The following is a 23,887-nucleotide window of genomic DNA, read 5'->3' as shown; positions in this document are numbered from 1 at the left end:
CGGGCACCCCGACGGCCGGCCCGATCCCGACGCCGACATCGACGCCGATCAGCGGCTGCGCCGCTACGACCCCCGCATCCTGGACCGACCGGCCACCGACCCACCACCGCCACCACCGCCACCACCGCCAGGGCAGGAAACGGGCCCGGACCCACCCGACGACGAACCGCCCTTCTGAACCGAGCCGGCTGTGCGTGGCCTGACGCCGCGGAGCCCTGGTCGAGGACGCCGCCGCCGACGTCATCGGGCTGCTCGCCGACCAGCTCACCGCCGTGCTCGACATCATCGGCCGACCGGTTCCCACCTGATCGCACCGAGCGAGGTTGCGGACGGGCTACGCCCGGGCCCGCGCGAACAGCGTGAGGTAGTCGTGGACGGGCAGCTCGTTCGCTCGCCGGACGTCGGCGGTGCAGGCGGACAGGTCGCCGCACTCCAACAGGATGGCGCCGATCTCGGGGTGGTCGCGCCGCAGCTGCGCGCAGGTCGTCAGCACCTGCTCGCGCATCGCCGGTAGGTCGAGCGGGGAACGACCGGTCAGCACGGCGTCGCGGAACGGGCCGGGGCCGTCCATGCCGACGTGCACCAGCCGCGTGTCGTCCGGGTCGACGCCGGCGCCGGCCAGGGCGATCTTGACCAGATCGTTCACGGCGGCCCACACCACGGCGAGCCGGGCGCCGGGCCGCAGGGCGTCCAACGCGTCGGGGATCTGCAGCAGCGGTGAGGTCGCCACCGGAACACCGAGGTCGTCGGCGAGGCGATGCTGGTAGACGCTGAAGTAGCCGCAGGAGGTGCCGACGACGGCGGCGCCGCGCTCGACCAGCCGCCTGCCGAGGCGCAGCACCTCGTCGTATAGCCGGTCGTCGCCGGCGAGTACCCGCAGGACGAGGTCGTCGGCGTGCAGGGTCTCGAAGAGGACCGGGTGGTCGAACGAGCCGGGGTGGGTGACCATCCCGGGCACCGAATCGTGCGCCAGGCCGAGTCCCACGATCCCCAGCGAGCTCACTGCTCGTCCAGCAGGTCGGGCTGGGAGTGCACGATGTCGTCCCAGAGCACTTCGAAGCTGAACCGGGCGAGTCGCGGGCTGCCGAACTGGCGGTGGGCGAGCCGGGCGCCCTCGTCGTCGAGGTATGCGGGGGTGCCTGCGGCCTCGGCGAGCAGCTGCACCTGCGCCGCGCGGTCGAAGCTGATGAACCAGTAGGCGGCTTCCTCGACGCTGCCGCCGACCGTGATCACGCCGTGGTTCTGCAGCACCGCTGCCCGCTTCCCGCCCAGCGCCTCGGCCATCCGGCGCCCCTCTTCCTCCTCCAGCGCGAGGCCGTTGTAGTCGCTGTAGACGGCCTGGTCCTCGAAGAACGCGCAGGCCTCCTGCACGACCGGGCGCAGCGTGGTGCCGAGCGCGGCGAGTGCGCGGCCGTGGATCGAGTGCGCGTGCGCGGCAGCGACGACGTCGGGCCGCAGGTCGTGGATGGCGGCGTGGATGACGAACGCACCGCGGTTCACCGCACGGGTGCCCTCGACGACCTGCCCGGTGTGGTCGACGAGGACGAGGTCCTTGACGCTGATCCGGCCGAAGGAGACGCCGAAGGGGTTCACCCAGAACCGGTCGGGGTGTTCGGGGTCGCGGACGGTGATGTGCCCGGCGACGCCCTCGTCGTAGCCCAGCCGTCCGAAGATCCGCAGCGCTGCGGCGAGGCGCTGCTTGCGGTGGCGGCGCTCGTCGGCCACCGACGCGAACTCGGGTGCGTCGGGGATGGCGAGCTTCTGCGGGCCGGTCGACGTGGTCACGGGGATACCTCCTGGATAGGTCGGGTGGTGGGGGTTGCGCGGAGCTCCCCGCCGGGAGCGGCCGCGCGGCGGCGCAAGACGGTGACGGCGGCGAAGCCGACCAGCCCGGCCACGACGATGTATGCGGCGATCGCGTAGGCGTTGCCGGTCTGCACGAGCAGCCAGGTGGCGATGAACGGGGCCGGGCCGCCGCCGATGATCCCGGCGAGGTTGAACGCCAGCGAGCTGCCGGTGTAGCGCCACGCGGGGGCGAAGCTCTTGCCGAGGATGGCGCCCTCTGCCCCGAACATCATCGCGTAGGGGATCAGGCTGGCGACGATGCACGCCGCAGCCACGAGCGGCGATCCCGTGCTGAGCCCCGCGAAGTATACGAAGGCGAAGACGACCATGGTGGCGGCGCCGATCTGGTACATCCGCTCGTGGCCGATGCGGTCCGAGAGGTGACCCACGGCCGGCATCGCCACGGCGGCGAGCAGCGCTGCCGCCGCCACCGACAAGGTCAGGAATTCGGCGTCGAGCCCGAGTGTCCCGGTGCCGTAGGCGAAGACGAACGAGATGAAGATGTAGATCGGCACCATCTCCGCGACCTTCACCAGCGTGCACAGCAGCAGCGTCACCGGCTGGTGCCGGAACACCGCGAGGAGCGGGGCGCGCTCGACGCGCCCGTCCTCCTGCAACCGGCGGAACTCTGCGGTCTCCAGGACCCGGAACCGCACCCAGAGACCGACCGCGATGAGCACCGCGCTGCCCACGAACGGCACCCGCCATCCCCAGCTCGCGAAGGCCTCCGGGGTGAGGCTGCGGTTCATCCCGAACACCGAGACGTTGGCCAGGAACAGCCCGAGCATCGCCGCCGCCTGCGGGAAGCTGGTGAGCAGCCCGCGGTGTCGCCGGGATCCGGACTCCATCGCCAGCAGGTTGGCGCCGCCCCACTCACCGCCGAAGCCGAGCCCCTGCAGCAGGCGCATCCCGACGAGCAGGAAGGCGCTCGCCGGCCCGATCGACTCGTAGCTCGGGATGAGCCCGATCCCCACGGTGCCGACACCCATCAGCAGCATCGTGAACACGAGGGTCTTCTTGCGGCCGACGCGATCGCCGAGGTGACCGAAGATCGCGGCACCGAGCGGCCGCGCCAGGAACCCGATGAACCAGACCGAGAACGCAAGCAGGACACCGGTGTACGGGCTCTGTTCCGGGAAGAACACCGCCGGGAAGACCAGCGCGGCCACGATCCCGTAGAGCAGGAAGTCGTAGGCCTCGATGGTGCTGCCCACGGTCGAGCCGAGAACCGCGCGCCGGGTGTTGGACCTCGCGACGGCTGCGCCGTGTCGGTCCGGAGGTGGGTCGACCGCCATGTCTACTCCCTTGTAGTCAGCAGGTCATCAGACAGATTTTGCGAACCTGGGGCGCCCACTGTCAAGACCACGAGTAGGCTCGACGGGTGCTGGAGGAGTGGCGACCGACGGTCATGCCCGCGCGGCGCCCGCTCGTCGACCAGGTCATCTCCAGCCTGCGCGAGCTGATCGAGCAGGAGGGACTGCGCACCGGCGACCGGTTGCCGAGCGAGCCGCAGCTCGCGCGGCGGCTCGGCGTGGGCCGCTCGACATTGCGGGAGGCGATCCGCGCGCTGTCTCATAGCGGCCGACTCGAGACCAGGCAGGGCAGCGGCACCTTCGTCGCGGCCGGCGCACCGCTTCCCCCGCTCGACGTCCGCCTGGCCGAGGCCAGGGTGGCCGAGGTGTTCGAGGTGCGGCGGGCGCTCGAGGTCCTCATCGCCGAGGTCGCGCCACAACGCCGCTCCGACGAGCACGTGCAGCGGATGCGTGACGCGCTGCAGCAGTGCCGCGACCACGCCGAGACCGGCGACGTGAGCGCGTTCGTCGCCGCGGACGCGCAGTTCCACCAGGTCACCGCGGAAGCGACCGGCAACACGGTCCTCGTGGAGCTCTACACCGTGCTACGCCGCTCGCTGGAGGGCGCGAGCGTCGCGATCGCCGACCTCGTCGAACTGCACCATGCGAACGACCTGCACGCCGTGCTGCTCGAGGCGATCGCGAGCGCCGAGCCCGCGGCCGCGGTCGCAGCCACCGAGCGGCACCTCGAGGACACGGTGAAGCTCTTCGAATCGGCACGGGAGGAGTCCGCGGCCGACTGACCGGACGCGGGTGACGGGTGAGACGACCCCCGCCCACGGGGCTCCTTCGCGCAGACGAGCGCGGCCCACGCCGGGATGACACCTACCCGGTATGTCCGCTTTCGCACGCTCGATAGAGTCGCCTCGCACGCCGGCGCTCCCCCGTGGCTCCCCCTCCGGTGTGTTCTCGAGGAGGCACGATGTCCCGGTTTCCGCAGCGGGTGTGCTGCGCGCTGCTCGGCGCTGTCGTCCTGCTGGTGGCCGGTTGTGGTGGCGATACCGCAGGGACGGACGAGCCGGAGCTGTTCGCGGCGCTCCCGGAGCCGTCACCCCCACCGACCGCCGTCCCGACCCCGGCCTTGGACGACACCCGCTCCTCGGGCGGACGTCGCGCCGCGGCCGGGGACGAGTGGCGCCTGGTGTTCCGCGACGACTTCGACGAGTCGAGGCTCGATCCGTCCGCGTGGAACCGCTACAACTCGGTGGGCGGGTTCGGCAACGGCTGGCGCCGCCCCGAGGCGATCACCGTGGAGGACGGCAAGCTGCGCGTCACCGCGCGCGGCGACGTCTCGGGCGGCATGAACCACGAGCGGAGCCAGACCTACGGGCGATGGGAGTTCCGCGCACGCACCGACAAGGGCCGCGGTCGTGGATCGGCGATCCTGCTGTGGCCGGACTCCCTCGACAAGGAGGCCGACGGCGAGCTGGACATGATGGAGGTGCCTCGCGAGGATCGCTCCGAAGCGCACTTCGTGATCCACTACTCGGCCGAGAACAAGCTCGCCGGCAGCCAGGTCAACGGGGACTTCAGCCAGTGGCACACCTTCGCCATGGACTGGCTGCCCGGCCGGGTCACCTGGTACGTCGACGGGGTCAAGCAGTTCGAGACCACCGACCGCAACGTGATCCCGACGAGTCGGATGCACCTGGCCATCCAGCTCGACATGGGGCCTCACGAGGAATGGATCCTGGCGGCGGACCACACGACCCCGGAAGAGGTCAGCCTGGAAGTGGACTGGGTGCGCGTCTACGCACCGCGGTAGTCCGCCCAGGAGTCGCGGCTCACCTCCCTGCGGTCACGGGATCATGACGGTCTTGCCGGCCAGCGGTCCGGCGGTGAGGCGGGGGTCGATCGTGGCCAGGTCGGCCCGCAGCCGTTCTGCCATCGCGACCGCCCTCGCTCCCCGGGCTCCGTCGTCGATGAGGGCGACCAGCTCGACCATCTCGGCGAGCTGGACGGCGTACCGGGCGTGCACCGCAGCGAGGTCTACGAGCGGTAGCCGTTCGGCAACCTCGATCGCCAGAGTGCCCTCGTCGACGCGGGCGACCAGCTCGGCGAGCTGGGCGTTGTCGCTGCGCACGAAGGCCTGCACGGTCCGCACCCCCCGCCCGGCGTCCTCGAGGCCGGGAGTGGTGATGCTGACGAAGGCTCCGCCGTCGGCGACCAGGTCCAGCAGTTGCCCGATCTCGTCCGGGCTGGTGGGCGCCAGGTTCAGCACCACGTCGAACCGCTGTCCGGACATCGCCTGATGAGGAGGCGTCGCGGTGTGGTCGACGATCCGGTTCACGCCGTAGGAACGGATGCGGTCGCGGCTGCGCGCGCTGGCGGTCGCAGTCACGACGGCACCCGCCTGCGCGGCGAGCTGGACGGCGTACCCACCCACCGCACCGCCCGCGCCGTTGATCAGGATGCTCTGACCCCGCTCCAGGTCGGCGTGCTCGAACAGCGACTGCCACGCCGTCAGACCGGGCAAGGGCAGGGCCGCGGCGTCGGCGAGCTCGCCCGTGCGAGGCGCGGTGGCCAGTGCCCCAGCGGGTGCGGCGACGTACTCGGCGGCCGCGCCGGGCGCGGTCGCCGGCAGGAACGCGATCACCGCGTCCCCGACGCGCCACCCCGTCACCCCCTCCCCGACCTCGGTGACGACACCGGCGACGTCGGTGTTCGGGATGTGGGGGAAGGCCACCGGGATCACGTCCTGCAGCAGGCCTGCGCGGATCGCTGCATCCGTCGGGTTGAACGCCGTGCCGGCCACCTGCACCACCACCTGCCCCTGCTCCGCCACCGGCCGGTCCGACTCCTCGTGCACGAGGACGTCGCTCCTGCCGTAGGAGTGGTAGCGCACCGCCTTCATGGTCTCTCCCCTTGTGCGATCACCGGATCAGACCAGCACGCGGCTGCCGGCCACGAGAGCGAGCGCGGGGTGGCGCAGGCCGAGCCCGCCGGCCCCGCGGACGATGGCCTCCTTGAACACCGCGGCCGGGCGACCGGTGAGCATCGGCCCGAGCGCGCTGCCGTCGGCGTGGGTGTACTGGACGAGGCCGTCCTTCCGGCCGAGGCTGATGCAGTAGCCGTCGCCCTCGAGGCGCAGCTGCCGCGGGGTACGGCCGGCCAGGCGGTCACCGATTGCTTGGACGGTGCACGCCACGGTCAGCCCTCCTGGCCCGCAGCCCATGCGCAGCTCCCGCCCGTCCGGCTTGCCTGCGGCAGCGGCGTCCCCGACGCCGTAGACCTCCGGGTGCGACACCGACCGCATCGTGGAGTCCACGAGCATGCGCCCGTTGTCGCCGACGGCCAGCCCGGCATCGCGCGCCAGATCGGGCACCCGAAAGCCGGTGGTCCACACCACCACGTCGGAACCGAGGTGCTCGCCGTCGGCCAGCAACACGCCGTCCGTGGCGACCTCGGCCACCTGCGCGTGCTCGCGGAGCCGGATGCCGAGGCCGTCGAAGGTGCGGTGCAGGTAGGCCTGCGCGCGCTCGGACAGCGCGACACCCAGCGTCGCTCTGGTGACCAGTTGCACCCTGCGGTCCGGGTAGGTCTCGGCCAGTTCGGTAGCGGCCTCGATACCGGTCAGCCCGCCTCCGACCACGACGACCGTGGAGGCGCTGCGCATGCGTTCGCGTAGCCGCGCGGCCTGCTCGGCGCCGGCCACGGCGGTGGCGTGCTCGGCCGCGCCGGGGACGCTGTCCAGGTCGGCCTGGCTTCCCAGCGCGTACACCAGCAGGTCGTAGCCGACCGGCTCGCCGCCGAGCAGCTCGACCTGCCGTTGTCCGAGGTCGATACCGGTCACCCGGTCGACGATCAGCCGGATTCCGGCGCCCACCAGCAGATCGCGCAGCGGCATGTGGCGCAGCCGCTGGCCGGAAGCGAGCTGGTGGTTGCGCATACGCTCGACGAAACGGTCACGGCTGTTGATCAGGGTGACCGTGGCGCCGGTGCGCCGGGCGATCAGCTTGGCGGCGGTCAGGCCGGTGTACCCGGCACCCAGGACCACGACGTGCGGGGACGGTGCCATCACGTATTCCTCCCTCCGCCACCGGACGAGCCGGCGACGCCGGTCAGGGCAACAGGTCGAACACGAGATGCCGGTGTCCCTGCCTTTGTGACTGCACTCCGGTGTGGCACGCGCCACACGAGGACGCCACGCGCGAGGGTCAGCCGGCCGGCATCCGCGCGAGGAACCGCGACACCAGGGCGACCTGGTGCTCCGGGGTCATCCGCTCGGGATCGATGATCGCCTGGATCGACAGGGACTCGATCAGCGCCTTGATCTCGTCGACGATGAGGCTCGCGTCCGCGTCGCGGCACACCTCGCCCGAGTCCTGCGCCTGAGCCACGAATCCGCCCCACAAGTCGCGCGAGTGGGCGTTGGACGTGCTGCGGATCTGCCGGAGGTGGGCGTTGCCGACCGAGTGGCCGAGGAAGCTGACGTCGACGTGGGCCTCGAGGAGCCGCTCCTCGTCGAGCGGGAGCGCCTCGAGCATGGCGAGCCGGAGGGCATCCAGGCTGCTCCGCCCCTCGGTCGCCTCGACGATGCGGGCGCGCGCCCGGGCGAAGGCCAGCAGGTGGGCCGAGATGAGGATGTCCTCCTTGTCCTTGAAGTAGTGCGTGAGCACCCCGACGGAGTGGCCCGCCTCGTCGGCGATGCGGCGGATCGTCGTCGCGTCCAGGCCGACCCGGGCGATCACCCGCCACGTCGCCGCAAGCACCTCCTGCCTGCGTTGGTCGTGATCAACGATCTTCGGCATGGATCTCCTCGGGTGAGGTCTCGGGCTCGAGGTGGGTGCGACGGACGGCGGCGTCATCGCCCGAGCCGTCCCTGTGGCACTTCACACGAAGATAATCCGCCCTTAAGGTATTCCGAACGTTCGAACTAAATCCTAGCCGCCTGGCCCAGCCACCGAGGAGATCCTGTGACCCTTGCTGCCGATCCCCCTCAGCGGCGGTCGCGTCACGACCGGGAGCTGCGCGGCCGGGCGGCCAAGGTCATCCCCGGCGGGATGTACGGCCACATGCTCGCGAACGAGCGGACGATGCCGCCGTCCTTCCCGCAGTTCTGGGCCCGCGGCGAGGGCGCCCACACCTGGGACGCGGACGACAACCGCTACGTCGACTTCCAGTGCGCCTTCGGCCCGATGCTCCTGGGCCACCGCAACCCGCTCGTCGACGCCGCCGCGGCCCGCCAGGCCGCACTGGGCGACACGCTGTCAGGCCCGAGCCCGCGGATGGTCGAGCTGGCCGAGCTGCTGACCTCGACGATCGGCCACGCGGACTGGGCGATGTTCGCCAAGAACGGCACCGACGCGACGGCGACCGCCGTGCGGATCGCGCGCGCGGCGACCGGCCGCCCGAAGCTCCTCAAGGCCGCCGTCGCCTACCACGGCGCGAACGACTGGTTCACCCCCCGCTCGGCCGGGGTGACACCGCAGGACCGGGCCAACATCGTCGAGTTCGAGTACAACGACCCCGCGTCGTTGGAGGCGGCGGCCGCCGCCCACGACGGCGACGTCGCCGCGATCATCGTCGCCCCGTTCCGCCACGACGCGTTCGTGGCGCAGGAGGCGGTCGATCCCGCGTTCGCCAGGGCCGCTCGCGCCCTCGCCACCCGCATCGGCGCGGTCCTCGTCCTCGACGAGGTCCGCAGCGGTTTCCGGCTCGACGTGCGCGGGGCCTGGGAGGGGCTCGGTGTCCGCCCCGACATGACCGCCTTCTCGAAGGCCCTCGCCAACGGCTACGCGATCTCCGCGCTCGTCGGGGCCGACGCACTGCGCGACGCGGCCTCCGAGGTCTACGTGACCGGGTCGTTCTGGTACTCGGCGGTGCCGATGGCGGCGGCCATCGCGACGGTGCAGCACGCGATCGAGATCGACGCGCCGGCCCTGATGAAGGAGTCGGGCGAGCGGTTCAAGGCCGGGCTGGAGGCTCAGGGCCACCGGTACGGGCTGCCCGTGAGCCTCACCGGACCGGTGCAGATGCCGCTGCTGATCTTCTCCGACGACACCGCCAGGACCCTCGCGTTCGCGTTCACCGACGCGGCCGCGCGGCGCGGCGTCCTGCTGCACCCCTGGCACAACATGTTCCTGTCCACCGCGCACACCGTCGACCTGATCGACGAGGTGCTCGCACGGACGGACGCCGCCTTCGCCGAGGTCGCCGCCGCACGCCGGGCCGGCTCCTGACCGCAGGCTCCCCCGCCCCCCGCCGGAACCGGCACCACGAAGGAGACACCCCGATGAGTCCGATCCCCTCGCGCAGGGCCAGGAAGTTCCGACTCGCCGCACGAACGGCCGGCGCCGTCGTGGTCGCCCTCGGGCTGGCCGCCTGTTCGAGCACCGGTCCGGCGACGCAGGAGCGCACCGGCATCATCCTCGGCCGGGCGATGGACGTCACGACCCTCGACATCTCCCGCTCGCTGTGCGACACCTGCCAGATCTACAACGCGGCGGTCTACGAGACGCTGCTGCGGGCGAGCCCCGACAGGGGCCTCGAACCCCTGCTCGCCGAGAGCTGGACGGCGAACGCGGACAACACCGAGTTCACCTTCACGCTGCGCGCCGACGCCGTGTTCTCCGACGGCTCCCCCGTGGAGGCGAAGGACGTCGAGTGGTCCTGGGAGCGGCTGAAGAACCTGGCCGGGTCGCCGAGCTACTTCATGTCCGGCGTCTCCGACGTGCAGGCGCCGGACGCCCGGACGGTCGTGGTCACCTCGGAGCTGCCGAACTCGGCGTTCTTCAACATCACCTCCAGCGGCTACACGGGCATCATCAACTCCGACGTCGCCGCGGCGAACGGCGCCACCGCCGATCCGGATGCGGCGTCGACCGACGCCGCCGAGCAGTGGTTCCTCAGCAACTCGGCGGGCAGCGGCCAGTACGTGCTCGACTCCTACGCCGAGGGGTCGCAGCTGGTGCTGCGGCGCAACGACGCCTACTGGGGCGAGACACCGAACTTCAGCGACGTCACCATCAAGGAGGTCACCGACTCCTCCGCCCAGCTCCAGCAGCTCCAGCAGGGCGACATCGACGTGGCGATGCAGCTGAGCTTCGACGCGCTGGCCCAGATCGAGGACGACCCGACGCTCACCACCGAGGTCGTCCCGTCCTCGAACTTCGTGTACCTCGGCCTGTCCCCGGGCAAGGCGGGCGGCGAGGCCCTTCAGGACCTGCGGGTGCGCGAGGCCATCCGCAAGGCCATCGACTACACGTCCGTGATCGACGCGACCGTGGCGGGCAACGGGGAGCGGCAGGCGACCGGCATCCCCAACGGCTTCGAGGGCACCGAGGGCCTGCCCCTGCCCGAGTACGACCCCGAGGGCGCCAAGGCGCTGCTCGCCGAGGCCGGCTACGGCGAGGGTCTCGCACTGCAGGCCGTGTTCCCGAACTTCACGATCTACGGCGTCTCCTTCACCACCATGCTCCAGTCCGTCCAGCAGTCGCTGCAGGGCGTCGGGATCCAGCTCGACCTCCAGCCCCTGGAGTACCAGGCCTGGGCCGACCGCCTGGCCGAGGGCATCCCGGTCACGGCCGTCTACTTCGCCCCGGACCACCCCGACGCAATCCAGTACGTCCAGTACTTCGGGCTCGTCGACGGTTCGACATGGGCCGAGCGGGCCGGCATGCCGGTGAACCCCGAGGAACAGCGACTGGCGGCGGCCGCGCTCGCCGCGACGGGCGAGCAGCGCACCGCGCTCTACCGCCGGTTGGCCGAGCAGATGTACGGCGACGCCGTCATCCTGCCCGTCGTCAACCCGAAGTACCTGCTCGCCAGCTCGGCCGACGTCACCGGCAACAACATCGACATCACCCGCAACCTCGACCTGAGCCGCATCCGCTTCGTCGCGGGGTGACCCGAGCTGATGATCCGTTTCGTCGCCAAGCGCCTCGCCCTGATGCCCCTGCTGCTGTGGGGGATCGTGACCATCGCGTTCCTGCTCTCGCACACCGTCGTCGACAGCCCGCTCGCCTCGATCGTCGGCGAGCGCAACCTCGGCAACCCCGACGTCGTGCAGGCGGCCACCGAACGGTGGGGGCTCGACAAGAGCCTGCCCGAGCAGTACGTCGCCTACATCGCGAACCTCCTGCAGGGCGACATGGGAACCTCGTTCCGCACCAAGGCGCCGGTGAGCGCGGACCTCGCCGAGCGACTTCCCGCCACCCTCGAGCTCGCGGCCATGGCCCTGCTGTTCGCGATCGTGCTCGGAACCCTGCTCGGCGTGCTGGCCGCGCGGATGAAGGGCAAGCTCGTCGACGGCGTGGTGCGGGTCCTCGCGCTGCTCGGTTCCTCGCTCCCGGTCTTCTGGGTCGGGCTGATCTTCCTCTTCCTCTTCTACGCCACCCTCGGGGTCGCCCCCGGCCCGGGCAGGCTGTCGGCACGCGTCATCCCGCCCCCGGATCTCACGGGCCTCTACACCGTCGACGCCCTCCTCGCCGGGGACTGGCCGCTGTTCGTCGACGCCTTCCAGCACCTGCTCATGCCCGCGCTCATCATGAGCCTCGCGCTGCTCGGCACCGTGATCCGCATCGTGCGGTCCCAGATGCTGGAGGAGCAGGGGTCCGACTACGCCCGCACCGCCCGCGCCAAGGGGATGACGCGCGGCCAGGTGCTCCACCACCACGTCCTGCGCAACGCGATCACCCCCGTGATCACGATCGTCGGCGTGTCCGTCGGGTTGCTCATCATGGGCGCCGTCCTCATCGAGACGATCTTCTCCTGGAACGGCATCGGGACGTACGCCGTCGAGTCGTCCCGCGCGCTGGACTTCCCGGCGATCACCGGGGTCTGCCTGGTGGGCGGTTGCATCTTCCTGCTCGCCAACCTGGTCACCGACATCGCCTACGCCGTCGTCGATCCCCGAGTGAGGCTGTCATGACGCTCGCCGCCGCCCCCGACACGGGCCCGACAGCCGGAGCGGGCGCATCCCCGCCGGGCACGGACGTCCCGCTCCGCCGACGGCTCCGCCGGTTCCGCACGCCCCCGATCGTGATCGGCGCCGCGGTCGTCGCGGCGTGGATCCTCGTGATCGCCCTCGCGGGTGTGCTCGCCCCGCACGACCCCTACGCCGTGGCCGGACCCCGGCTGAGCCCGCCGACGGGCGAGTTCCTCCTCGGCACGGACGCCCTCGGCCGCGACGTCCTGTCCCGGGTGCTGCACGGTGCGCGGTTGTCCCTGCCGATCGCCCTGGCCACCATCAGCATCGCCGCGCTCGTCGGGAGCGTCGTCGGAGCTGTCGCCGGCTTCTACGGCGGCATCGTCGACGCCGTGCTCATGCGCCTCGCGGACATCACCATGGCCTTCCCGAGCATCCTGCTCGCGATGGCCGTGGCCGCGGCGCTCGGCCCCGGCCTCACCAACTCCTTCGTGGCGATCGTCGTGGTCTGGTGGCCCATCTACGCACGGCTGATCCGGGGCCAGATCCTCTCGATCAGGGAACGCGAGTACGTCACCTCCGCCCGGGCGATCGGGATGAGCCGGCTCACGACCCTGCGCAAGCACGTCCTCCCCCACTCCCTCACCCCGGTGCTCGTCTCCGCCACCATGGACCTCGGCATGATCATCATCTTGGTCGCATCGCTCAGCTTCCTCGGGCTCGGCGCACTCCCGCCCTCCCCCGAGTGGGGCGCCATGATCACCGAGGGCTCGGCGAACTTCTACCAGTGGTGGATCGCCGCCGGCCCCGGCCTGGCGATGGTCACCATCGTGCTCGCGATCAACTTCCTCGGCGACGGCCTGCGCGACGTCCTCGACGTGCGGGCCCGGGCCCGATGAGCGGCGCCCCTGACCCGAAAGCAGACACGATGACCGCCACCGACGACGAGCGGGCACTGTTGGAGATCAGTGACCTGACCGTCACGTTCTCCACCGACCGCGGCCCGGTCGAGGCGGTGCGCGGTGCGGCCCTGACGGTCCGCTCCGGCGAGACCGTCGCCGTCGTCGGCGAGAGCGGGTCCGGCAAGTCCACGCTCGCCTCCGCCATCAACGGGCTGCTGGCCGCGAACGGCAGGGTGACGGCCGGGACGATCACCTTCGACGGCACGGACCTGCTCACCCTCCCGGAGCGGCGGATGAACGCCGTGCGCGGTCGCCGGATCGGTCTGGTCCCCCAGGACCCGATGTCGAACCTCAACCCGCTCGTGCCCGTCGGCAGGCAGATCTCGGAGATCTTCCGGATCCACGGTGTGGCCACCGGTCGCGCGGCCCGCGACCGCGCGATCCAACTGCTCGACTCGGTCGGCATCCCCGATCCCCACCACCGCTACCGCCAGTACCCGCACGAGTTCTCCGGCGGGATGCGGCAGCGGGTGCTCATCGCGATGGGGCTGGCCTGCCGGCCCCGGCTGCTCATCGCCGACGAGCCCACGTCGGCGCTCGACGTGACCGTGCAGAAGGTCGTCCTCGACCTGCTCGACGAGCTCACCACCTCGATGGGAACGGCCGTCCTGCTGGTCACCCACGATCTCGCGCTCGCCGCCGAACGCGCCGACCGCGTCGTGGTGATGCAGCGGGGCGCGGTCGTCGAGAGCGGTCCGGCGTCGACGGTGCTGACCAACCCCCGCAACGAGTACACGCGCCGGCTGCTCGCGGCGGCCCCGAGCCTGGCCACCGGCTCCCTCGTCGGCGAGCAGCCACCGAGCGACGAGCACGACGCCCGGCCCGCCATCGAAGCGGTGGGGCTGCGCAAGGAGTACCCCGTCCGCAGGGGCGCGTTCGGCAGGCGCAGCCGGTTCGTCGCGGTCGACGACGTCTCGTTCTCGGTGCCGCGCGGCCGGACCGTCGGCATCGTCGGCGAGAGCGGCTCCGGCAAGTCGACAACCGCGAAGATGCTGCTGATGCTCGAGCCGAGCACGTCCGGCGACATCGTCTTCGACGACCGCACCGTCACCGCCACGACCGGGCGCGATCTGATCGCGTTCCGCCGCCGGGTGCAACCGGTCTTCCAGAACCCCTACGCGGCCCTCGACCCCCGCTACCCGGTCGGCGACACCGTCCGGGAGCCGCTGGAGGTGCACCGGATCGGCACCCGCGAGGAGCAGGACGCCCGCGTCGCGGAACTGCTGACGCAGGTCGCCCTCGATCCGGCACTCGCCGACCGGTACCCGCACGAGCTCTCCGGCGGGCAGCGCCAGCGGGTGGCGATCGCGCGGGCACTCGCCCTCGATCCCGAGGTGGTGATCCTCGACGAGCCCGTGTCGGCGCTCGACGTCCTCGTCCAGGCGCAGATCCTCGATCTGCTGGTCGAACTGCAGCGCCGGCTCGGGCTCAGCTACGTGTTCATCAGCCACGACCTCGCCGTCGTGCGCATCCTGTGCCACCACGTCCACGTCATGAGAGGTGGCAGGATCGTGGAGAGCGGTTCGCCGGCCACGCTCTTCCAGGATCCGCAGCACGAGTACACGAGGGAACTCCTCGCGGCGATCCCGAGCGGAGCGCCCGAGGCGGCGCCCACCATCTGAAGGCGCCACGACCGGGCAGATCACCTCGAGCTTCGGACACCGGCCCGGATGGCATCGTCGGAGCCGATCCCGTCGTCAGCCGCAACCGACCATCGGATCGCGGTGCCGGCGCCTGGGCCGGCCCGCCCCAGGTCACCGTCGTCGGCCACCGGGCTCACGTACCGCTGCTGCGCAGCGCCGCTGCTCTCCTCGCTCTCGTTCTCGCCCCCGGAGTCCGAGTCGGAGTCCGAGTCTGAATCCGAGTCTGAACCCGAATCTGAATCCGAATCGGAGCCTGAGTCCGAATCCGACCCGGAGTCGGAACCGCTCTCGGAACCGCTCTCGGTCCCGCTGTCGGCGGGAGGCGCATCGCCAGGGGGCCCGTTGCCCGTCATCGCCATCGCGAAGGCGACGATGCCCGCGAGCAGCACGCAGGCCGCTCCGACACCGAGCGCCACCAAAGTCTCCCGGTGCTTCTGGAACCGCGATTCAGTTCTCCCGTATTCGTCACGCTCCATGAGATCTCCGATCTGATCGTCGTGCCGGCACTGCGCACGGCCGACCGTGCCGACGTGCCGCTGTGATCGTACTGAGATCCGCTGTGCAGACGCTGAGACCCTCGGTCGAGCAGTTCGTCGCGGCGCACCATGGGCACTACCATCCGCCGATGCGCTTCCCGTGGTTGGCTCGCCTGCTCGGAACCGCACCATCGGACGGTCGGTCGAGAGCACCCGTCTCGCCGGTCATCGCGCGCGACTTCCCCGATCCCGACGTGGTGGTGGTCGACGGTGCCTACTACGCCTACTCCACCAACAGCGGCTACGCCGGGAACCTGGCCCACCTCCCGGTACAGCGGGCGGACGCCCTGACCGGACCGTGGACCGAGGTCGGTGACGGGTTCCCCGAGTTGCCCGGATGGGTGGCCGAGGACCCGCCGCACGTGTGGGCACCCGAGCTCGCGCGCGGATCCGGCGGCGGCTACCTGCTCTACTTCACCGCCCGCCACGCGCGACACCAGGTGCAGTGCATCGGAGTGGCCTCGAGCGAGTCACCCGTCGGACCGTTCCACAGCGCCGCGCCGGACGCGCTGCTCTGCCGTCCCGAGGAGGGCGACACCATCGACGCGGAGTCGTTCGTGGCTGCCGACGGCGGGCGCTACCTGCTCTACAAGAGCGGGCGTCAGTACTCCTCGATGTGGTTGCAGCCGATGACCTCGGACGGGACGGCGCCCGAGGGCGAGCGGGTCGAGCTGCTGCGCTCCGACCGCCCCGAGGAGGCCGGCATCGTGGAGGCGCCCACGCTGGTCCAACGAGGCGATTCGTACATCCTGTTCTACTCGGCGAACACCTTCGACAGCGGGCAGTACCACGTGAACTACGCGGTCGCGTCGTCGCTCACCGGGCCCTACACCAAGGCCGACGGGGCATTGCTGACCACCGACACGATCGACGGGGCCTACCTCAACCCCGGCCACCAGGACGTGGTCGCCACCGCGGACGGGGACTGCCTCGTGTTCCACGCCTCCATCAGCCGGACCGAGCGGGGGATGTTCGTGGCCGGGCTGGACTGGGATGCTGACAACCGCCCCTCGGTGGTGCTGACCCGCCCGGTCGACCCCGCCGTCCGTGCATGATCCGGTCAGCCGCTGCTCGCGCGAACGTCGGCCGCGTGCGGCGTTGCCTTCGGCCGGTGCGGGCGGAGGCCGGCGGCGAGGATGCGATCGAGCACCCGTGAGCCGGGTCCACCGTCATCAGTCCACGATCGCACCGCCGCGGACCACGCAGCGCGGCGTGGTGGCGAGCAGCGGATCGGCCAGCGGGTCGCCGTCCACCACCAGCAGGTCGGCGGGCGCCCCGACGCGCACCCTGCCCGCGTCGATCCCGAAGGCGTCGGCGGCCCGCGAGGTCGCCGCACGCAGCACGTCGACGGGTGCCAGGCCGGCCTCGCGCAGGCAGGCCAGCTCGCGGCGCAGGCTCGGGTGGGGCATGCCCGGCGATCCGGCGTCGGTGCCGGCGACCACCGGCACACCTGCGTCCAGCGCCATCCGCAGACCCCGCTGGTGGGCCCGGACCACCTCGGCGGCCTTCTCCACTGCATACCCCGGAGCGGCCCCGCCGGCGATGCTGCGGTAGACCGCGAGGGTCGGGCAGAGCACCGTGCCGCGTTCCCGCATCGCGGCCACGATGTCCTCGGTGAGGAAGACGCCGTGCTCGATCACATCGACCCCGGCCAGCACCGCGTTGCGGATGCCCTCCTCGCCCAGCGCGTGGGCCGCCACCTTCACCCCACGCCGGTGCGCCTCGGTGGCCAGAGCGGTGAGCTCGTCGCGGGAGAGCTCGCTCGCCCCGACCTCCTCACCGACCGCGCGGCCGTACACGCCGCCGGTCGCCGCGGTCTTGATCAGGCCCGCCCCGGCGTACACCTGCTCGCGCACGCCCCGCACGACGGCGTCCGCGCCGTCGCACATGTTCCCCCAGAACGGGTCGTGCCCGCCGGTCATGACCACGGTGCGGCCGGCCGCCAGCACCCGGGGCCCGGCCACGTACCCGGCGTCGATCCCGCGCGCCACCGTGATCGCCACGTCCCAGTTGCTACCGAGGTCGACGACCGTGGTCACGCCCTGGCGAAGGTGGGCGCGCGCGTGTTCGACGGCGCGCAGCACCGTGAGCTGTTCACCGTCGCGCTCGACCACGTCCGCCGGATCCCGGCTGCCGTCCCAGACCAGGTGCACGTGCCCGTCGAGCAGGCCGGGCAGCACCGTCGCACCGTCGAGGTCGAGTACGTCGTCGCCCTCGCCCGGGCGCACCGACCCGGCGGCGGTGACGGAGGTGATCCGCGCCCCGTCGCACACCACATCGGCGCGACGCCGCTGCTCGGAATCGCCGTCCCAGACCAGGCCGCCGCGCAGTACGAGTGCCACGCTCAGCCCCCGACCGCCACGCGCCCGGCCGTGATCACGGTGCGCAGGTTCCGGTCGGGCCGGGCGAGGACGCCCGCATCGGTGAGCGGATCACCGTCGACGACGAGGAGGTCGGCCACGGCACCTTCGGTGACCGTCCCGAGCTCCCCGGAACGGCCGAGCAGCTCCGCGCCCACGAGCGTGGCGGACCGCAGGATCTCGGCCGGCGGCTGGACCTGCGCCCGGATCCGGAACTCCTCGCTCTGGTGGCGGTGCATCGACCCCAGCAGGTCGGTGCCGAACGCGATCTTCACCCCACCCTTCCAAGCGCGCTCGAGCGCCTCGAGCCCGGCGTCGAGCACGATCCCGACCTTGTCCTGGCTCGCCTTCGGCAGCCCGGCCGCCGCGCCCTCGCTGCGGAGGAACTCGTAGGTGACCAGCGTCGGCACCAGGAAGGCGTCCTTCTCGACGAACAGCGCCACGCTCGAGTCGTCGATCAGGTTGCCGTGCTCGATGCACCGCACCCCGAGCTGCAGGCCGCGGTTGACCGCCGCCGCCGTGTACGCGTGCCCGGTGGCGTAGCGCCCGGCGTTCGTCGCCTCCTCGACCACGGCCGCCACCTCGTCGGCGGAGAACTGCAGGGAGTCGATGCGGTCGGTCGGCGAGGCGACCCCGCCGGAGAGCATGAGCTTGACGTGGTGCGCGCCGGTCCGCAGCTGGTTGCGGGCCGCCCGGCGCACGGAGTCGACCCCGTCGCAGACGTGCCCGATGCTCGGGCAGCACGTGTGGTCGTCCAGGACGGTGCGGCCCGGTCCGCGCAGGTCCGCGTGCCCGCCGGTCGGCGAGAGCGCCTTGCCGCCGAAGAAGACCCGCGGCCCCTCCCACAGGCCGTCCTCGACCGCCGCAGCCAGCCCGAAGTCCGCGCCGCCGCAGTCGCGCACCGTGGTGAACCCGCGCCGCAGCATGCCGCGCAGGATCGCGCTCGTCCGCGCCGCCACGTAGTAGGGCGAGTCCTCGGCCATCGCACCGAGATCGGCGCTGCCGGCGGTGACGTGGACGTGGGAGTCGATGAGGCCCGGCACCACGTACCGCCCGCTCGCGTCGATCTCTCGCGCGCCGTCCGGGACCGGAACCTCCTCGGCCACCCGCTCGATGCGCCCGTCCACGACCAGGACGTCGCCGCGCCGCGCGACGCCCGCCTCCACGTCGACCACGCTCCCGCCGCGCAGGACCAGTGTTCTCGAGGAGCTGTCGGTCATCGCCGTCCCTTCGTGTGCTGCGCCGGCAACGTGCGAGATGCCAGCAACATTCGTTGCATACTCACCCCGTGAGCGACGACGGCGCAAGGGTCCCCGCCTGGGTCGACCGGCGTCTGGCCGGGCACTCGCCGGGCAGCGGAGCGGCGAAGGTGCTGCAGGCGCTGGCCGCGCACCCCCGGCAGATGTCCTACGCGAGCACGTCGGCCGCGGCCCGGTTGGCCGAGGTCAACGTCGCGACGGTCGTACGCGCCGCGCAGCTGCTCGGCTTCTCCGGCTGGCCCGCGTTGCGGGCCGAGATCCGCTCCCGCTACCTGTCCGGCCTCTCCGCGTCACAGGTACTCACCGAGCACGACGCCACCGAGGACGGGCCGGCCCGGGCGACGCTGCGCCGGGAGCTGAGCAACCTGCAGGATCTCTCCGCCGTGCTCGACGAGGAGCAGATCCAGCGGGTGGCTCACCTGATCGTCGACGCGCGGGTGACCCTGGTGCTCGGTTCCGGCAGCTTCGCCGCCCCTGGCCTGCAGCTCGCCCACCTCGCACAGACGATCGGCCACGACGTGCGCCTGCACCAGGGCGGCGGCACCGGCCTGCTCAACGCGGTCTCGCTGCTGGGCGAGGGCGACTGCCTGGTGGCGTTGCACCTGTGGCGCTCACCCCGCGAGATCCTCGACGCCCTGCGCCTCGCCCACGAACGGCGGGTGCCCGTCGTCCTGGTCAGCGACCGGGCGGGCGAGCCCTTCTCCCGATGGGCCACGGAGCTGGTGCACGTGCCCAGCGAAGGCGCGAGCATGTTCCCCTCGGTGGTCGCGGCGACCACGGTCGTCCAGGCGGTGGTCGCCGCCGTGGTGGCGATCGATCCTGATCGCGCGTCCCGGGCCAGCGACGACATCCAGGCACTGTGGGACCGCTACGGCCTGTTCCCCAGCCCGAACGAGTGACACACTGCCGCAACAAAACTTGCGCAGCCTGTCCTGCGGGCGCGTTCACGTGGAGGCCCCTTGCAGACCGTGCACATCGTGATCCTGGTGCTCTACCTGCTCCTCATGGCCGGGATCGGGCTGTGGTTCAGCCGCGCGAAGCAGGTCGCCACCGGCGACGACTTCGTCTTCGCCGGCCGCCAGCTGCCCCGCCCGGTCATGATCGGGACCTTGCTGGCCACCTGGGTCGGGTCCGGCACGATCATCGGGGGCGCCAGCTTCGCCTACACCTACGGCCCGTTGGCCTCGATCTTCTTCCTCGCCGGCACCCCGGTCGGGATCATCGTGCTGTACCTGCTCGCCACGAGGATCCGGCGCAGCTCCTCCTACACCGTGCCGGAGCTCCTCGAACGCCGCTACGGACTCGCGGTCCGGATCGTCGCCGCGCTGATCACGGTGCTTGCCTACACCGGCATCACCGCCTACCAGTTCACCGGTGGCGGGCAGATCATCAGCGCCGTCACGGGTGCGGAGCCGACCACCGGCGCGATCGTGGTCTTCGTCCTCGTGGCGTTCCTGGCCTTCGGCGGCGGGCTGAAGTCGGTGGCGTGGAGCGACTTCGTCTCCGCGGTGCTCATCGTGGTCAGCCTGCTGCTGGCCCTCCCGCTGATCCTGGGCACCGAGATCGGCGGCTGGTCCCGCTACTGGGACGGCCTGCCCGAGGCATCCCGGTCGCTGGGCGGAGGCCTGACGCCGCTGCAGCTCCTGGGCTACTTCCTCCCGCTGTTCCTGCTGATCCTGGCCGACCAGAACATGTACCAGCGGTTCGGCGCGTCGCGGAACGAGGCGGAGGCCCGCACGTCCGCCGCGGGGTTCTTCGTCTCCAGCTTCTTCGTCACCGTGCCGGTGGCGCTGCTCGGCTCGGCCGCGTTCCTGCTCTACCCCGACATCGTCCCCGACCAGGCGGTGCTGAGCCTGGCCGGCGAGGGTGCCCTCCCCTCCGTGCTGGGCGGCATCCTCCTCGCCGGGGCGCTGGCGTTCATCATCACCACCGGCTCGTCGTTCCTGCTCTCCGGCGCCGGCAACGTGGTCTACGACGTGTGCCAGCGCCTGCTCGGATGGGAGATGGACGACCGGCGCCGGCTGCGCGTGCACCGCATCGCGATCCTGGTGATCGCCGTCATCGCCTACGTCCTGGGCCGGTACTTCCCCACCGTCCTGGAACTGCAGATGTACTCCTACACGGTCTACGGCGTCGCCATCGCCCCGCCGGTGCTGGCGATCTTCCTGTGGAAGCGGGCCAGCACGTGGGGCGCCCTGATCGCGATGTCGCTCGGTGTGGTCGTCACGATCGTGTGGGAGCAGCTGGACCAGCCGTACGGGGTGAACTCGGTGATCATCTCGCTGCCGGTCGCCGTGATCGCCCTCGTGCTCGGCAGCCTGGCCATCCCGAACCGCACCCGCACCGATGCCGCCGACGTGGAGGGGGAGCCCGACCTTGCGTGACCTGACCGAGTACCGCGTTCTCAGTTTCGACGTGTACGGCACGCTCATCGACTGGGAGGGCGGCATCGCCGCGGTGCTGCGCCCGTGGGCGCGGGAACAGGGGCTCGCGCTCAACGACGACGAGCTGCTCGTCGCCTACGCCGAGGGTGAGGCCGCGGCCGCGCGCGAGCACCCCGCCGCCCGCTACCCGGACGTACTGGCCGCCGCCTTCCGGGCCACCGGGGAGAAGCTCGGCCGCCCGGTGTCGCCGCAGCGGGCCGCACGGTTGGGCGAATCGGTGCCGCAGTGGCCCGCGTTCCCGGACTCACCCGCGGCGCTGACGGCGTTGGCCCGGCACTACGACCTGGTGATCCTGTCCAACGTGCACCGCGCCGGGTTCGCCGGCAGCAACGAACGGCTCCACGGTGAGTTCGCCGCGATCATCACGGCGGAGGACGTCGGCGCCTACAAACCGGCCGACCACCACTTCGAGGCCCTGAAAGCAGCGCTGCCCGGGCTGGGCGCAGCCCCCGAGCAGCTGCTCCACGTGGCCCAGAGCCTGTTCCACGACCACGTGCCGGCCCGGCGGCACGGCCTGGACTCGGTCTGGATCAACCGCCGCCACGACCGCCCCGGCTGGGGTGCCACACCGCAGCCGGAGGAGCAGTGGTCCTACGGCGCCGAGTACCCCTCGATGGAGGCGTTCGCCGCCGCGGTGGCCGCGGCCTTCGGCCGTCAGTAAGAGCCACGAGATGGTCGAACAGCTGTCGACGTGCCGCGGACCTAGCGCTCGCCGCAGTAGCCGTCGCCGTCGCCGTCGCCGTCGCGCTCTCCCGGCCCGCACGGGTGCCCGCTGTTCCCGGTGCGGGGCTTGGTGCCCGAGTCGTCACGGTCCGACTCCGACTCCGACTCTGAATCCGACTCCGGTTTCGGCTTGGGCGCGGGCCGCGGCCGCGGCTGCGGCTGCGGCTCAGGCGCCGGCGTCGTCGTTGTGGCCACCGGCAGACGGGTCGTCGTGACCGGGGGTGTCGTGGCGACGGCCGTAGGTGCGGTGGACGTGGGTGGAGCTGTCGTGGCCGGAGCGGGTGTGGTGGTCGGAACCGCGGACGTGGTCGGCGCGATGTGATCCGCGACGGCCGCGGGTGTGCCCGTGGTGGTCGCAGGTGCCGGACCGAGGATCATGCCCATGATCACGAACGTCGCCAGCGACCCACGACCGCGAGCGGGATCACGACCCCACGGGCGACCGCCGGCATCGACCGTTGCGATCGAACCGCCACCTGCACCGACCGTGTGGATGTCGAGCATCCGGGAGCGGATGGCGAGTCCGTCGATGTCCGTGCTGGAGCGCTCGGTCAGTGCACTCCCGTCGATGAGGGCGACGTCGCTGGACGTACCGCCGACATCGAAGGTCACCGCGTCGGGGCAGCCGGCATCGGCCGCGGCCGCAGCCGCGCCGACGACACCGGCAGCGGGCCTCGACAGCGCCGTCCTGATCGGCTGCCGGACCGCCGTCTCGACCGAGATCGCGACCCCGTTGCTCTGGGTGATGCTCAACCGCGCGTCCTCGCTCAGCCGGCGCACGCCGTCACGCAGGTCGGTCAAGTAACGGATCATGATCGGTCCCACGAACGCGTTCGCGGCCACGGTGCTCGTGCGCTCGAACTCCCGGAACTCGAGCTCGTGCGACGCGGAGACGTAGACGTCAGGGAGGCGGCGCCTGATCGCCTCGCTCACCGCCTTCTCGTGCGAGGGGTTCGAACTGCGACACCTTCGCTACTTCGTCGCGGTCGCCGAGAGCAGGAGCTTCACCGAGGCCGCCCGCCAACTGCACATGGCCCAGCCACCCCTGAGCCAGCAGCTGGCGCGGATGGAGAAGTCGCTGGGCCTGCGGCTCCTCGATCGGAACGTCCGGCCATTGGCCCTCACGCCGGAGGGACAGGTCCTGTACGCCGAGGCCAAGGCGCTGCTCGAGCATGCCGACCTCGCATTCGAGCGGGTCGACGCGGTACGGGAGGGCCGCACCGGTCTGCCGACGCTCGCCACCCTGCCGAGCAGCCTCTATCTACTGCTTCCTCGGCTGCTGGGCGGCTATCGAGCGGCCTTCCCCGATGTCGAGGTTCGGCTGGAGGTCATGCCGACCGTCCACCAGCTCGAGTCCCTTCGAAAAGGGCACGTCGATGCCGCGATGATCCGCACGAGACGGCCGTCCACCAGCGCCGTAACGGGAAGCACGCTTCTGGAGACCAACAGATTCGTTGCTGCGGTCAGCGCATCTCATGCAGTAGGCGCCCGGAACCAGATCGATCTCGCCGAGCTGGCCGACGAACGCTTTCTCGCCCTCCAGCGTGTGAACGGTGTCGAGTACGACGACCTGTTCGTCGGACTGTGCAACGAGGCGGGGTTCTCCCCGAAGATCGTGCGCCGTGTCGAGGATGTGCACTCGATGCTCGGGATGGTCGCCTGCGGCCTCGGTGTCGCCCTGGTGCTCGACCTGTACCGCGAGCACCATCTACCGAGTGTGCGCTACGTCGAACTGGTCGACGCGCAACCCGTGCAGTTGGGCTCCTACCTGGTATGGCCGGAGCCCGTCAGCAACCCGATCTTGCGCGAGTTCATCGCCTTCACACGAAGCCACGGTGCCGAGCCGTCCTGACCCGCCTCCACCAGCAGGCCCCGGCGGTCGCGCACCGGCGTC

Annotated in this window: 21 protein-coding genes; 12 read left to right on the top strand and 9 right to left on the bottom strand. The window is 71.4% G+C overall.

Annotated elements, in window-relative coordinates; translation table 11 throughout:
* Positions 1-334: 334 nt before the first annotated feature.
* Genes CFP66_RS19480 through CFP66_RS19470 form a run of 3 tightly spaced genes read right to left on the bottom strand, consistent with a single transcriptional unit; the run spans position 335 to position 3,140 of the window.
* Positions 335-1,003, bottom strand: a complete 669-nt coding sequence (locus CFP66_RS19480) for a hypothetical protein (protein ID WP_094926223.1) — start codon at positions 1,001-1,003, stop codon at positions 335-337.
* Positions 1,000-1,785, bottom strand: a complete 786-nt coding sequence (locus tag CFP66_RS19475) for a class II aldolase/adducin family protein (protein WP_094926221.1) — start codon at positions 1,783-1,785, stop codon at positions 1,000-1,002. Before CFP66_RS19475 ends, CFP66_RS19480 begins: the two co-directional genes overlap by 4 nt.
* Positions 1,782-3,140, bottom strand: a complete 1,359-nt coding sequence (locus CFP66_RS19470) for an MFS transporter (protein ID WP_094926219.1) — start codon at positions 3,138-3,140, stop codon at positions 1,782-1,784. Before CFP66_RS19470 ends, CFP66_RS19475 begins: the two co-directional genes overlap by 4 nt.
* A gap of 86 nt (positions 3,141-3,226) precedes the next feature.
* Here CFP66_RS19470 and CFP66_RS19465 point away from each other — a divergent pair, with 86 nt between their 5' ends.
* Together CFP66_RS19465 and CFP66_RS19460 are read left to right on the top strand one after the other, a co-directional pair.
* Positions 3,227-3,940 (top strand): FadR/GntR family transcriptional regulator, encoded by a 714-nt coding sequence (locus tag CFP66_RS19465; RefSeq protein ID WP_094926217.1) that lies wholly within the window; start codon positions 3,227-3,229, stop codon positions 3,938-3,940.
* A gap of 179 nt (positions 3,941-4,119) precedes the next feature.
* The gene (locus CFP66_RS19460) at positions 4,120-4,962 is read left to right on the top strand and encodes a family 16 glycosylhydrolase (protein ID WP_094926215.1); all 843 of its coding nucleotides are present in this window, start codon (positions 4,120-4,122) and stop codon (positions 4,960-4,962) included.
* A 33-nt stretch (positions 4,963-4,995) separates the two neighbouring features.
* Here CFP66_RS19460 and CFP66_RS19455 read toward each other — a convergent pair whose 3' ends face one another.
* The 3 genes from CFP66_RS19455 to CFP66_RS19445 form a co-directional block, all read right to left on the bottom strand.
* Positions 4,996-6,051: an NADP-dependent oxidoreductase gene (locus CFP66_RS19455; RefSeq protein WP_094926213.1), complete on the bottom strand. Its 1,056-nt coding sequence runs from the start codon at positions 6,049-6,051 to the stop codon at positions 4,996-4,998.
* 27 nt (positions 6,052-6,078) lie between these two features.
* The gene (locus CFP66_RS19450; protein WP_094926211.1) at positions 6,079-7,215 is read right to left on the bottom strand and encodes an NAD(P)/FAD-dependent oxidoreductase; all 1,137 of its coding nucleotides are present in this window, start codon (positions 7,213-7,215) and stop codon (positions 6,079-6,081) included.
* Between the two features lie 139 nt (positions 7,216-7,354).
* Positions 7,355-7,948: a TetR/AcrR family transcriptional regulator gene (locus CFP66_RS19445; RefSeq protein WP_158228153.1), complete on the bottom strand. Its 594-nt coding sequence runs from the start codon at positions 7,946-7,948 to the stop codon at positions 7,355-7,357.
* A 165-nt stretch (positions 7,949-8,113) separates the two neighbouring features.
* Between CFP66_RS19445 and CFP66_RS19440 the strand changes: the two genes are divergently transcribed.
* The 6 genes from CFP66_RS19440 (at position 8,114) to CFP66_RS19410 (ending at position 16,262) form a co-directional block, all read left to right on the top strand.
* Positions 8,114-9,379 carry an aminotransferase class III-fold pyridoxal phosphate-dependent enzyme gene (locus CFP66_RS19440; RefSeq protein ID WP_233159550.1) on the top strand — a complete coding sequence of 422 codons (1,266 nt, stop codon included), beginning with the start codon at positions 8,114-8,116 and terminating at the stop codon, positions 9,377-9,379.
* A gap of 53 nt (positions 9,380-9,432) precedes the next feature.
* Positions 9,433-11,046, top strand: coding sequence for an ABC transporter substrate-binding protein (locus CFP66_RS19435; protein WP_094926207.1), 1,614 nt, complete (start codon positions 9,433-9,435; stop codon positions 11,044-11,046).
* Positions 11,047-11,055: 9 nt separating this feature from the next.
* Positions 11,056-12,069, top strand: coding sequence for an ABC transporter permease (locus tag CFP66_RS19430; protein ID WP_094926204.1), 1,014 nt, complete (start codon positions 11,056-11,058; stop codon positions 12,067-12,069).
* Positions 12,066-12,965: an ABC transporter permease gene (locus tag CFP66_RS19425; RefSeq protein WP_094926201.1), complete on the top strand. Its 900-nt coding sequence runs from the start codon at positions 12,066-12,068 to the stop codon at positions 12,963-12,965. Before CFP66_RS19430 ends, CFP66_RS19425 begins: the two co-directional genes overlap by 4 nt.
* A 29-nt stretch (positions 12,966-12,994) precedes the next feature.
* Entirely contained in the window at positions 12,995-14,650 is a 1,656-nt protein-coding gene (locus tag CFP66_RS19420; RefSeq protein WP_094926199.1) for an ABC transporter ATP-binding protein, read from the top strand.
* Positions 14,651-15,296: 646 nt separating this feature from the next.
* A complete protein-coding gene (locus tag CFP66_RS19410; protein ID WP_143517305.1) occupies positions 15,297-16,262 on the top strand; it encodes a glycoside hydrolase family 43 protein in 966 nt (321 codons plus the stop codon).
* A 117-nt stretch (positions 16,263-16,379) separates the two neighbouring features.
* Here CFP66_RS19410 and CFP66_RS19405 read toward each other — a convergent pair whose 3' ends face one another.
* Together CFP66_RS19405 and CFP66_RS19400 are read right to left on the bottom strand one after the other, a co-directional pair.
* Positions 16,380-17,549, bottom strand: coding sequence for an amidohydrolase family protein (locus CFP66_RS19405; RefSeq protein ID WP_158228152.1), 1,170 nt, complete (start codon positions 17,547-17,549; stop codon positions 16,380-16,382).
* Positions 17,550-17,551: 2 nt separating this feature from the next.
* Entirely contained in the window at positions 17,552-18,787 is a 1,236-nt protein-coding gene (locus CFP66_RS19400; protein WP_094926190.1) for an amidohydrolase family protein, read from the bottom strand.
* A 68-nt stretch (positions 18,788-18,855) separates the two neighbouring features.
* Between CFP66_RS19400 and CFP66_RS19395 the strand changes: the two genes are divergently transcribed.
* The 3 genes from CFP66_RS19395 (at position 18,856) to CFP66_RS19385 (ending at position 21,931) form a co-directional block, all read left to right on the top strand.
* On the top strand, positions 18,856-19,725 hold the full coding sequence (locus CFP66_RS19395) for a MurR/RpiR family transcriptional regulator (protein WP_143517304.1): 870 nt from the start codon (positions 18,856-18,858) through the stop codon (positions 19,723-19,725).
* Between the two features lie 69 nt (positions 19,726-19,794).
* Positions 19,795-21,210, top strand: coding sequence for a sodium:solute symporter (locus CFP66_RS19390; protein WP_233159556.1), 1,416 nt, complete (start codon positions 19,795-19,797; stop codon positions 21,208-21,210).
* Positions 21,203-21,931, top strand: a complete 729-nt coding sequence (locus CFP66_RS19385; protein ID WP_233159549.1) for an HAD-IA family hydrolase — start codon at positions 21,203-21,205, stop codon at positions 21,929-21,931. Before CFP66_RS19390 ends, CFP66_RS19385 begins: the two co-directional genes overlap by 8 nt.
* Before the next feature lie 41 nt (positions 21,932-21,972).
* Here CFP66_RS19385 and CFP66_RS19380 read toward each other — a convergent pair whose 3' ends face one another.
* Complete coding sequence (locus CFP66_RS19380) at positions 21,973-22,926, bottom strand: hydantoinase/oxoprolinase family protein (protein WP_094926180.1); 954 nt, start codon at positions 22,924-22,926, stop codon at positions 21,973-21,975.
* Here CFP66_RS19380 and CFP66_RS19375 point away from each other — a divergent pair.
* Entirely contained in the window at positions 22,910-23,845 is a 936-nt protein-coding gene (locus CFP66_RS19375) for a LysR family transcriptional regulator (protein WP_369805105.1), read from the top strand. The genes CFP66_RS19380 and CFP66_RS19375 overlap by 17 nt on opposite strands.
* The last annotated feature ends 42 nt before the right edge of the window (positions 23,846-23,887 follow it).

Source organism: Pseudonocardia sp. MH-G8 (assembly GCF_002262885.1).
In the GTDB taxonomy this organism is placed as follows: Bacteria; Actinomycetota; Actinomycetes; order Mycobacteriales; family Pseudonocardiaceae; genus Pseudonocardia.
Note: the sequence above shows the minus strand (reverse complement) of the source record. Positions and strands in the feature narration are given on the sequence as shown.

Bases quoted from the DNA above. Each gene is read 5' to 3' on its own strand.
- CFP66_RS19470 (WP_094926219.1), bottom strand. From the start codon at position 3,140: ATGGCGGTCGACCCACCTCCGGACCGACACGGCGCAGCCGTCGCGAGG.
- CFP66_RS19460 (WP_094926215.1), top strand. From the start codon at position 4,120: ATGTCCCGGTTTCCGCAGCGGGTGTGCTGCGCGCTGCTCGGCGCTGTC.
- CFP66_RS19455 (WP_094926213.1), bottom strand. From the start codon at position 6,051: ATGAAGGCGGTGCGCTACCACTCCTACGGCAGGAGCGACGTCCTCGTG.
- CFP66_RS19450 (WP_094926211.1), bottom strand. From the start codon at position 7,215: ATGGCACCGTCCCCGCACGTCGTGGTCCTGGGTGCCGGGTACACCGGC.
- CFP66_RS19445 (WP_158228153.1), bottom strand. From the start codon at position 7,948: ATGCCGAAGATCGTTGATCACGACCAACGCAGGCAGGAGGTGCTTGCG.
- CFP66_RS19435 (WP_094926207.1), top strand. From the start codon at position 9,433: ATGAGTCCGATCCCCTCGCGCAGGGCCAGGAAGTTCCGACTCGCCGCA.
- CFP66_RS19430 (WP_094926204.1), top strand. From the start codon at position 11,056: ATGATCCGTTTCGTCGCCAAGCGCCTCGCCCTGATGCCCCTGCTGCTG.
- CFP66_RS19425 (WP_094926201.1), top strand. From the start codon at position 12,066: ATGACGCTCGCCGCCGCCCCCGACACGGGCCCGACAGCCGGAGCGGGC.
- CFP66_RS19420 (WP_094926199.1), top strand. From the start codon at position 12,995: ATGACCGCCACCGACGACGAGCGGGCACTGTTGGAGATCAGTGACCTG.
- CFP66_RS19410 (WP_143517305.1), top strand. From the start codon at position 15,297: ATGCGCTTCCCGTGGTTGGCTCGCCTGCTCGGAACCGCACCATCGGAC.
- CFP66_RS19400 (WP_094926190.1), bottom strand. From the start codon at position 18,787: ATGACCGACAGCTCCTCGAGAACACTGGTCCTGCGCGGCGGGAGCGTG.